General features: G+C 67.6%; 11 protein-coding genes. 9 read left to right on the top strand and 2 right to left on the bottom strand.

Annotated features, from left to right (window positions below; genetic code table 11):
• The first annotated feature begins 1 nt into the window (after position 1).
• From fabD to NE2_RS03135, 4 genes are all read left to right on the top strand, one after another.
• Complete coding sequence (gene fabD, locus NE2_RS03150) at positions 2-1,333, top strand: ACP S-malonyltransferase (protein ID WP_063023685.1); 1,332 nt, start codon at positions 2-4, stop codon at positions 1,331-1,333.
• Between the two features lie 85 nt (positions 1,334-1,418).
• Positions 1,419-1,727, top strand: coding sequence for a hypothetical protein (locus tag NE2_RS03145; protein WP_063023683.1), 309 nt, complete (start codon positions 1,419-1,421; stop codon positions 1,725-1,727).
• Positions 1,724-2,155, top strand: coding sequence for a hypothetical protein (locus tag NE2_RS03140; RefSeq protein ID WP_063023678.1), 432 nt, complete (start codon positions 1,724-1,726; stop codon positions 2,153-2,155). Before NE2_RS03145 ends, NE2_RS03140 begins: the two co-directional genes overlap by 4 nt.
• Entirely contained in the window at positions 2,145-2,741 is a 597-nt protein-coding gene (locus NE2_RS03135; RefSeq protein WP_063023676.1) for a TetR/AcrR family transcriptional regulator, read from the top strand. Before NE2_RS03140 ends, NE2_RS03135 begins: the two co-directional genes overlap by 11 nt.
• A gap of 17 nt (positions 2,742-2,758) precedes the next feature.
• Here NE2_RS03135 and NE2_RS03130 read toward each other — a convergent pair whose 3' ends face one another.
• Positions 2,759-2,977, bottom strand: coding sequence for a hypothetical protein (locus NE2_RS03130; RefSeq protein WP_030515125.1), 219 nt, complete (start codon positions 2,975-2,977; stop codon positions 2,759-2,761).
• 89 nt (positions 2,978-3,066) lie between these two features.
• Here NE2_RS03130 and NE2_RS03125 point away from each other — a divergent pair, with 89 nt between their 5' ends.
• From NE2_RS03125 to NE2_RS03115, 3 genes are all read left to right on the top strand, one after another.
• The gene (locus NE2_RS03125) at positions 3,067-4,104 is read left to right on the top strand and encodes an AraC family transcriptional regulator (RefSeq protein ID WP_146165270.1); all 1,038 of its coding nucleotides are present in this window, start codon (positions 3,067-3,069) and stop codon (positions 4,102-4,104) included.
• Positions 4,105-4,367: 263 nt separating this feature from the next.
• Positions 4,368-6,140 carry an FUSC family protein gene (locus NE2_RS03120; RefSeq protein WP_146165271.1) on the top strand — a complete coding sequence of 591 codons (1,773 nt, stop codon included), beginning with the start codon at positions 4,368-4,370 and terminating at the stop codon, positions 6,138-6,140.
• On the top strand, positions 6,140-6,733 hold the full coding sequence (locus NE2_RS03115) for a MarR family winged helix-turn-helix transcriptional regulator (RefSeq protein WP_084493720.1): 594 nt from the start codon (positions 6,140-6,142) through the stop codon (positions 6,731-6,733). The genes NE2_RS03120 and NE2_RS03115 overlap by 1 nt, the downstream gene beginning before the upstream one ends.
• 91 nt (positions 6,734-6,824) lie before the next feature.
• Here the strand turns inward: NE2_RS03115 and NE2_RS03110 are convergent, their stop codons facing one another.
• Positions 6,825-8,198, bottom strand: a complete 1,374-nt coding sequence (locus NE2_RS03110; RefSeq protein ID WP_106958571.1) for a glycosyltransferase family 4 protein — start codon at positions 8,196-8,198, stop codon at positions 6,825-6,827.
• Positions 8,199-8,897: 699 nt separating this feature from the next.
• On the opposite strand from NE2_RS03110, the gene NE2_RS03105 reads away from it, so the two are divergent.
• Positions 8,898-9,278, top strand: coding sequence for an ATP synthase subunit I (locus NE2_RS03105; RefSeq protein WP_030515130.1), 381 nt, complete (start codon positions 8,898-8,900; stop codon positions 9,276-9,278).
• On the top strand, positions 9,275-10,036 hold the full coding sequence (gene atpB / locus NE2_RS03100) for a F0F1 ATP synthase subunit A (RefSeq protein ID WP_174553905.1): 762 nt from the start codon (positions 9,275-9,277) through the stop codon (positions 10,034-10,036). The genes NE2_RS03105 and atpB overlap by 4 nt, the downstream gene beginning before the upstream one ends.
• Positions 10,037-10,042: the final 6 nt, after the last annotated feature.

Below are 10,042 nucleotides of genomic sequence, written 5' to 3'. Positions count from 1 at the left end.
CATGCTCGCATTCGTATTCCCCGGTCAGGGCGCGCAATTCCCCGGCATGGGCAAGGCGCTGGCCGACAGCTACCCGGTCGCGCGCGAGGTGTTCGACCGTGCCGACGCGGCGATCGAATTCGGCCTCGGCGAGCTGTGCTTCGGCGGCGACCCGGCGGAGCTGGCCCGGACCGAGTACGCCCAGCCCGCCATCCTGGCCACCAGCGTGGCGGCGTACCGGGTTCTGGTGTCCGAGACCGGCATTCATCCGGTGGTCGTGGCCGGTCACAGCCTCGGTGAGATCACCGCCCACGTCTGCGCCGGCGCCCTCGACTTCGAGACCGCGGTGCGCCTGGTGCGCCGCCGGGGTGCCCTGATGCAGGAGGCGGTGCCGCCCGGGGAAGGTTCGATGGTGGCCGTGATGGGTCTGGCCGCCGACGAGGTCGACCGGATCTGCGCTGCCGCAGCGCAATCCGAGGTCGTCGCGGTCGCCAACTACAACGGCGCGAGTCAGATGGTCATCTCCGGGCACACCGGCGCGGTCGGCAGGGCACGCAAACTCGCCGACGAACGCGGCGCGATCACCCGCGCTCTCGAGGTCAGCGCCCCGTTTCACTGCGCATTGATGGCACCGGCCGCGGCCGCCTTCCGATCCGAGCTGGCCCGCGCCGAATTCACCACGCCACGAATTCCGGTGGTGGACGGCACATCCGGCAATTGGCGAGCCGGAGCGGATCCGGCCGGCTCGCTGTCCGCGCAGGTCTGCGCACCCGTGCGCTGGGACGCCGTGATGGCCGGACTGACGGCTCACGGCGTCCGGTACGTGATCGAAGCCGGGCCCGGCGCCCGCCTCACCTCCATGGTGCGACGGTCGGAAAAATCCATCGCCGCAACGCATTTCGGCGCGCCGGAGGATCTGGACGCGGTGCTCGATCTGCTCGCCGACCGGCCGTGGACGCGGCGCGAACTGGGATATTGGCGCCACGGCGAGCGCGGCGATCTGTACGCGCCCAGCACATCCGAGATCGTCTGGGCCGGTACCGAAGAATCCGAGCCGATGACCGATGCGGCCTGGACCGTCCGTTCCGACGGCTCCCGTCTCCGGCGCTACGGCCCGATGGCGGTGATCACCGCGGACAACGCGCTGCGCACTTTCGATCCGGACGCGTGGACGCCGCGCGAAGACGGAGCCTATCTGCGACGGGACCACCTCGCCGTCGAACATCCGGCCGGTGGCGGTGAGACCTTCGACCCCGCGGAGTGGATCGTCGACCCGGCCGGAACCCTGCGCCGGCGCGACGGCTCCCGCGTCATCTGGCCCGACGGCGACGAATGGAGTTTCGCGACGCCCTGACCGATCTCATACGGTCGTATTGACCGGAGGCCTCATACGTTCGTATGGTAGTTCTCATACGAACGTATGAGAGGGGTGGCTGCCGATGTTTCGTCTCGTGGAACTGCTCGGTCTGTGCGCGCCGCTGCTGGGTGCGGCGATCGCGCTGTACTACCGGCGGCGGCTGGGGCGAGCCTTCGGCGTCGCGGTACTCGCCGCGGGGGTGGCGGTGATCGGCTCGGTGGTCGGACTGGTCACCAGCCGGGCGATGTGGTTCGGTTCCGGTGGCGCCGAGGGCATTACGCAGCGCATGGAGTTCGGCGCCGGCGTCCGCAACCTCTTGCTGGTGCTGGCGTGGGCGCTGTTGCTGGTCGCCATCCTGCGGCGTCCGGTGCGGCCGGAGCCGGCGCGATGAGCGGCGCGCAGGTGGTGTTCGGCGCCGGCGAGCTGGCGGTGGTGGTGCTGTCGGTGGTCTCACTGGTGGCCGGCGTCGGATTGGCGCGCAGCTATCGCCTCGCCGGGTGGTCGCTGGCCGGAGCAGCGGTGTTGTGGCTGGTTGCCGAGGGTTTGCGTCTGCTGCAATTCGAAGCGCTGCTACCGGCGTTGGCGGGACCGGACCACGAATCGGCGCGCGTGCTCGTCGGCCTGCTCGGGGATACGGTCTACTTCGGCCTGAGCGGTGTCGCGGTGCTGCTGCTGTTCTTCGCCGCCGTCGCGGAGCGCGCCTCCCGGGGCGACGGCCGCCGGGAACCGGTGGCGGTGGCGCGTCGGGTGGGAGCGCAGATCCGGCACTACTATCAGGCTCGCGATGAGCGTGAGAGGAGTCGACGCGGTGGGCGTTGAACGGGCCGGGGCGGCCGGTGCCGCGATGGACCGTCGTGGTCAGCTGCTCGATCGGCTGGCCGACGTCATCGCCGAGGGCGGGATCGAGGGCGTCAGTATCCGCACGCTGGCCGCCCGCGCCGAGGTGTCGATCGGTACGGTGCAGTACTACTTCTCGACGAAAACCGACCTCCTGCACCGGGTGTGGGAATACGTGCGGGACGACGCGGCCCGCCGCTTCGACGCCGCGACGGTGGCACAGCTCCCGCCCGCGCAGCGCCTGTCCCGCCTCGTCGACCTGCTCATCGCCCCCGACAGCGAGGATCGCCTCGCCCGGGTGTGGTTCGCGCTGGTGGCCCGCGCCGCCCACGACCCCGAGATCGCGGCGCTGCATCGAGCCCAGTGGCAGCACACCGAAGAACTCATCGCCCGGGCGCTGGTCGCCGTGCATCCGGACCGGTCAGCCGAATCCGCCGACGCCGCAGCCGAATTGCTGGCACTGCTCGACGGTCTCACGCTCGCCGTCCTCACCGAACCCGATCGCATGCCGCCGGCCCGGGCGCGCCGGATCGGGCGGGACTGGACCGACCGCTGGGCGGGCCGGTAACCGTCACCCGGGCGGTGTCAGTGCACCCGTGAGGAATCCGGAATCAGTCGGCCCGCCTCGACCAGAACACGCAGTGCGGCACGGCGGCGCGGGCATTCGTCGGTGCGGCAGCCCCGGTGCATCTGCATGATCTGATGGGCCTTCTGCGGGGTGAGGTCGAGCGGTTCCATCCAACAGGTACTGAACATGTCCACGGTGTAGTCGCCCTCCTCGATCCCTGCCTGACCTTCGGCCATCCCGTGCCGATGTCGGTCTGTCGAGGTTATGCCCCCACTTTCGGGAGCCGGAATGTGCCGAACGGACCGAATATTGGTAATTTCGGACTGTGGTTGGGATCGGTACGCCGTCCGATGTGTTACCGCACGGCAGCGTCAGTGTGCGCATGATGGTGAGTGTCGGGCTCGCGCATGGATTGGATGAACCGCTGTTATTGGCGGGCACCGGAATCGAACCCGCGGATCTGGCCGATGAACAGGTGCGAATTTGGCCGGATCAAGAATTCGCTGTCGCTCGCAATCTCATTCGCGCGCTCGGCGATCGTCCCGGGCTCGGCGTGCAGACCGCCGCGCAGGCGTCGCTCGGCAAGGCCGGTCTGGTCGGCCTCGCGGCCCTGGCCAGCGCGACCATGCGCGATGTGCTGAACATCGCGGTCCGCTATCAGGATCTGGTCTCGGTCGCGGCGCGCTATCATCTCGACGAGTCCGGTGGCGACGAGGTCGCGCTGGTGGCCGACGGCTCGGGAATACCTGCCGACCTGCGTGGATTCTTCGTCGAACGCGAGGTGGCGCTGATCTTCGTGGCCGGCCGGGCGCTCGACGTGACCATTCCCGCCGTCCGCCTGGAACTGGAGCTGGACGCCGACCGGGCCGCCGCACTGGCCGAGTTCGCCTCGATCGACACCATCCTCAGCGACTGCCCGCGTACCGCGCTGGTCCTGCCGCGCTCGTTCCTGGATCTGCGCATGCCACATGCCGATTCGCATACCGCGAATCTGATCGAGCGACAGTGCCGCGAGGCGCTGCAGGTTCTGCTCGACGGCGGCTGGAAGTTGTCGACACTGGTCCGCGAGCGCCTGCTGCGCGAACCGGGTTCGGTGCCGTCGATGGCCGAAGTGGCCGCCGAGCTGCACATCAACGTCCGTACGCTGCGTCGCCAGCTCGCCGCCGAGGGCGCCAGCTTCCGTGGCCTGCTCAACACCATGCGCGAGAGCACCGCGGCGGAGTTGCTGCGCGCCGGGTCGACGGTCGAGGATGTGGCCCGCCGACTCGGATATGCGGAAACGGCTAATTTCACTCACGCCTTCACCCGATGGATGGGGATGTCGCCGCGGGCTTACCGGCAGTCGCTGACCCGAAATCGATAGCGAATCGTGTCCTGACGCGTATTCGGACTTCGGGGAATCCGTGATTTCCGATGCCCGCAAAATGTGTGGCACGGTGTTCCGGATAACTCGCCGCGCGTTTTTCGCGAGCACATTCTGCATTCGCAATATGGCGACCGAATGCCGGCGAATTGCGCCGGGGCCGGATGGTGTCGGGTGCCCAACCGGCTACCCATGTCCGTCCGTGCGGCGGGCGTGAGTGCGCTCATATAGTTTCCTAGTAAAATACCTGTTAACCTTCTCGGGTGTCGCATCGTGCCTCGTCCTCCCCGGCTGCCGGTATCCGCACCACGCTGCGGATGCTGTCGCTGCGCGGGGTCTTCCGGATGCGTCCGGTCGCCGACACCTGGTGCCAGTCCGCGCTGTGCGCGCTGATCGCGATCGGCGGACCGGAGGTCGTGCTGCTGGCGACCGGGCAGGTGCAGCTGGCCTTCTACACCAGCGCCGGCGGTCTGTGCGCCCTGTACGGGCACGGCCTGCCGTACGCCGCCCGCGGCCGGACCCTGGCCTGGGTGGTGCTCGGGATGTTCGCCGGCACCGCGGTCGCCTTGGCCGCGTCGGCGCTGATCGAATCCGCGGCGGTGCGGGTCCTGGTGATCGCGGTGCTCGCCGGGTTGTACAAGCTGGTCTGCGACGCCTCCCGGATGGGGCCGCCCGGCAACATCATCTTCACGTTCGTGGTCTCCAGCGCGGCTTTCATCCCGCAGCGTGCCGGACAACTTCCCGGTCACCTCGCCTTGATCCTGCTGGGCGGCGTCCTGGCGTGGTGTGTCTGTATGGCTCCGGCGCTGGTCCGCCCGCACGGGCCGCAACGACTGGCCGTGGCACGGGCCCTGGAACCGACCGCCCGGCTGCTGCGGGTGCCACTCGGCGATGTGGGAGTGCCGCGCGCCCGGCACGACGCCGCGGTCGCCGTGCAGGCCGGATGGACCGCGCTGTCCAGGGTGCCCGCGACGGCTCGCACCACGGCGCAACTCACCGCGCTGGCCGGTCTGCTCGCTCGCGCCGAAACCCTCGCCGCCACAACCAGGCCCGCCGGTCCCGAATACCTGCTGTACCCCTCCGACGCCGAGAATGACACCGCGGCATCGGATTTCGCGACGGCACGAGATCGAACCCGAATCGACGCCGAGGCCGGCGCCGACACCCTCGACCGGTACGCCCGGGCCCTGCGCAGCGGCCTCGAGGTACCCCGGATCCATTGCGCCGCAGCCGAAGAGTCCGAGATTCGCGGTATCGGCCTCGGCCGAACCGGTGCCGTCCGCGGGGCGGCGTTGCGGCGCGTGGGCCGCGCCTTCCTGCCCGGCGCCCCCGGACTGCCGCTCGCCACCCGCGTCACCCTCGGCGCCGCGGCGGCGGGCTGGATCTCGTTGGCGCTGGGCGTGAATCGTCCGTACTGGGCCGTCATGACCGCCGCGGTCCTGATCGTCGTCAATACCGCGCAGTCGTGGCAGCGTACTGTGCAACGCGTGCTGGGCAATCTCGTGGGTGTCGCGCTGTTCACGGCGGTGGCGCCGTGGGCGCACAGCGCCGTCGCGCTGGTGGTGATGGCGCTGATCTGCCAGGTGATCGTCGAGGCCACCATCTCCCGGAACTATTGGGTCGCTTCGGTGTTCATCACCCCGATGGCCCTGGCGATGGTGGAGTTCGCCACCCCGCGACCGGCCTCCGAGCTCGGACTCGATCGCTGGCTCGACACCTGTGTAGGTGCGGTGGTCGCGGTCCTGATCTGCTTCGCCATCCCCAATCGCCGGGTCACCGACCGGGTGGCGGCGGCGCTGGGCGACCTCGATGCCGCGATCGGCCGCGCCCGCCGGGCGGTGGACTCCGGCACCGCCGCCCCGGCTGACCGGGCTCGGCTCGCGGCGGCCCTGATCGAGGTTCGCACGTGCGCCGATACCGCGGCGGGGGAATGGTGGAGTGCTCCGCTCCCCGACGAACGCATCGTCGCCGCGGAACGCACCGGACATCAGCTCCTGGATCGCTTGCCGGTCGGAACCTTTGCGGCGGTGTCGTGATGACCGCGCGGACTCCGGCCGGCTCTCCTTCCCCGGTCCTCGAAGACGCCACCGCAAACGCCACAGAGAATGCGGCCGAGAACGCGGTAGCCGACGATGCCGTCGCCGAGGTGATGCGGCAGTGGGCGCGGGCCGCACCGGAACTCGATCTGCGTCCGATCGCGGTGATCGGCCGCATCACTCGCTGTGCGGCCCTGCTGCAACAGGTCGCCGACGCCCCGCTCGGCGACGAAGAACTGGCTCGACCGGAATTCGACATTCTGCTGGCGCTGCGGCGGGTCGGCGGTGAACTCACGCCGGGCCGGCTGGCGCGCGAAACGTTCGCCTCGCCCGCGGCCGTGACCAAGCGGCTGCGGGGGCTGGAAGAGTGCGGGCTGGTCGGCCGTCGGGCCGACACGAGGGACCGGCGGGTCTCCCATATCGCGTTGACCGCGGACGGCCGCGCGCTGATCGATCGGCTGATGCCGCGACAGCTGGCCTACGAGGCCGGATTGCTGTCCGGACTACCCGACGACGACCAGCGCGAACTCGCTCGCATTCTGGCCGATGTGCTGGTGCGGTGGGAGGGACGGTTCGGCGGGCTGCCCCGCTGACTCTCGAGACGACTCGCTCCGCTTCTCCCGAGGACGCCCGCATCCGGTCGTACGACGAAGCGGACCGGATGCGGGTGGATTCGCCTGCGCGTCAGCCGTTTCCGACGGCCGAGAGCGGGCGGATCAGGGGGACGCCGTCGGATGCGACGGGTACCGGGACGCCGGCGAGTTTGTCGATCGCCGCGTAGTAGGCGGCCTCGTATCCGGCGCCCAACTGGTCGACGGAGAACTTCTCCACCACCCGGCGCCGGCAGGCGGCCGGGTCGATATCGTCGGCCGCGGCGATGGCCGCCGGCAGTTCGGCGGGATCGTCGCAGATGATGCCCGTGACCCCGTGGTCGACGACCTCTTCGACCGCGCCGCCGCGCAGGGCTACCACGGGGGTGCCGCAGGCCATCGCCTCGATCATCACGATGCCGAACGGCTCCTCCCAGCGAATCGGGAACAGCAGGCAGCGCGCCGAGGCGAGCAGCAGCCGCTTCGCGATCTGGTCGGCCTCACCGAAGACGAAATCGGTGTCGCGCAGCAGCGGCCGCACCGCGTTTTCGAAGTAGGCCTTCTCCGGGGGTTCGTTCATCTTCGCCGCCAGCACCAGCGGCATCCCCGCCTCGTGTGCGGCGTGCAGGGCCAGGTCGGGACCCTTGTAGGGGGCGTAGCGCCCCAGAAACAGGCCGAAGTCCTGTTTGCGGGTCTGGAACGGCCATTCCGCGGGGCGGACCGTGTTGTAGACGCGGCCGACCCAGTTGAGATTCTCCGCCAGGGAGCGTTGCCGATCGCTGATCGCGACGAACTGCGCGGTATCGGTCAGCGAGCTGTAGTACTCCTGCGCTTCCCCGTCGACCGGACCGTGCACGGTGACGACGGTCGGAATGCCGAGAGCGGAGTACATCGGAGCGTTCAGCGGCCCCGCGAAGGTGTGGTCGTGAACGACGTCGATCCGTTCGGTCTGCGCCAATTCGGTGATGATGCGCCGAACCTTGAGCGCGTTGAGCACCTCCGGGAACGGATCGCCGAGGCGTTCGGCGAGGATGTCGTCCCATACCCGGATGAACCGTGCAGTAGTCCCGGAGCGGCCGGCGCCCAGCAGGGTCACCCGGTGCCCACGTGCTACCAGTGCGTCCGCCAGTTGAGCCACCACGGCTTCGACGCCGCCGTAACCGGCAGGCGGCACTTCGAAGTACGGCGGTGCGACCATCACGATGTGTAAGGACGCGCCGGGTTCGTGGAGCCGGTAGATCAAGGATTCCGAGTCCGCCAGTGAAGCGTCCTCCAACGTGGTGCCGCGCAGGGCGCCGGTCGCGGAAGCGCCGGACAGCGATGCGCCGGACAACGATGCGCTGGACAACGATGCGCTGGACAAAGAGGCCGAGTACTCCGATTCCGGATAGTGCAGGGAGTCGTCGTACTCGACGGGACTGGAGCCGGACGGGCCCGAGGAATCCGAGCCTGACGGGTTACTGCTCATGGTACTGCCTCCTCAACGTGTGAAGCTGCGACCAAGCATGGCGAGAGACCAGAAACCACCAGGCGTCTCTCGGGAACTTCGGTTTCCCTCATCGGGCGGGCCGGAGCGACCCGGTGGGTGATGTACCCAGCAGCAGACACGGTAACCCTTCGGCAGTAAAATGTCCGGGAATGCCTGGTAGAACACAAAATTTGTGCAAGCGAGCCGGGGTACGCGGGCGGGATTACCGAGCGGTAGGACATCGCGGCGGACCCTGTCGCCGGTCCTGCCGGGGGTGTCCGGGGCGTCACGGCCGCGTCGGCGGCTCCGCGTTCGAGCGTCGAGGCGCACATATATATAAGGCATCGATAGATCGCTGAATTGAAATCCCGGCAATTCGGGCATTCAAGACAAATTGCGATTACGACGCGCCGACGGATTTACTGTTTCGCGGCAGAGTATTGACCGTTGATTTACCATTGCCGCGCCGCTGCGCGCGGCGTCCGAATGTTCCGGAAAACGCCCTCATTTGCAGGTCGTACGGCGTAGAAAGTGATAGCCGGTCGATGGCTGGGGCAATTGTCCCGGAGTGTCCGGTGCAAAATTCAAGATCAAGTATATGAAGATCAAAAATGTTGCTACGCAAGAAGGTTGGTCTGTGTAAGCTGACCTCGATCACGACCTACTACGAGGTGGGATGGCGGCGATGGTGGTGTCGCAGTGAGTATCGACAAACTCCGGCTGCGCCGTGCGAGCTACATGGTAGCCGCATTCGGCGTGCTGGCTTTGGTGGTGACCGGTCCGCTGGATCGGTTGATGCTGGGTGTTTTCATCTGTATCGGGCTGGGTTTGGGTTGGCTGAACGCGCAACTGACATTGCGGTCGGTCACCGGCATCACCCGCTCGGAATCGCCGAATAAGCAGGCGCTGGCCTTGTCGACGGCCGCGCGGCTGATCATCGTCACCGTACTGGCGATCATCGTGGCGTTCCTGACGCGCCCGAACGGTGTGGGCATCTTCTTCGGACTCGCGTTGTTCCAGGTGATCCTCGTCTTGCATACCGTTGTGCCCGAGTGGAGAGGGCTCCGTCAGCAGTCATGAGCAGCACTATCGCGACGATGATCCTGGCCGATGAAGAGCCGAAGATCGAAGTAGGTCACCACGCCACCACCGAGCTCTGGGGATTGACGTTCAACGTCGACACCATCCTCTCGACGGCGGTCGCTGCGGTGATAGTCATTGCCCTGGCGCTCTTCCTTCGGATGAAGATCACCTCGGGCGTACCGAACGGCGTGCAGTTGTTCTTCGAGACCATCACCGTGCAGATGCGCGGGCAGGTCGAGTCCGCGATCGGAATGCGTATCGCGCCGTTCGTATTGCCGCTGGCGGTAACGCTTTTCACCTTCATCCTGCTGTCGAACTGGATATCGGTGCTGCCGATGCAGTACGGCCGCGGCGAATTCATCTTCCCGCCGGCCTCCGATGTCAATTTCGTCTATGCCCTGGCATTGTTCGTCTTCGTCTTCTACCACGCGGCGGGTATCCGGCGCCGCGGTCCGGTGACGCATGTGAAACAGTTGCTGAAGGGCCACACGGGGTGGGGACCGATGGTGTTGATCAACATCATCGAAGAGATCGCCAAGCCGCTGTCGCTGTCGCTGCGATTGTTCGGAAATATGTTCGCCGGCGGCGTCATGGTCGCGGTGATCGCGCTGTTCCCGTACTGGATCGCGTGGGGCCCCAACGCCATCTGGAAGCTGTTCGACTTGTTCGTCGGCGCCATTCAGGCGTTCATCTTCTCGCTTTTGACCGTCCTCTACTTCAGCCAGTCCATGACGCTGGAGCACGAAAACCACTGAACGGCA

This window comes from Nocardia elegans NBRC 108235 (assembly GCF_001612845.1).
Taxonomy (GTDB): domain Bacteria; phylum Actinomycetota; class Actinomycetes; order Mycobacteriales; family Mycobacteriaceae; genus Nocardia; species Nocardia nova.
Note: the sequence above shows the minus strand (reverse complement) of the source record. Positions and strands in the feature narration are given on the sequence as shown.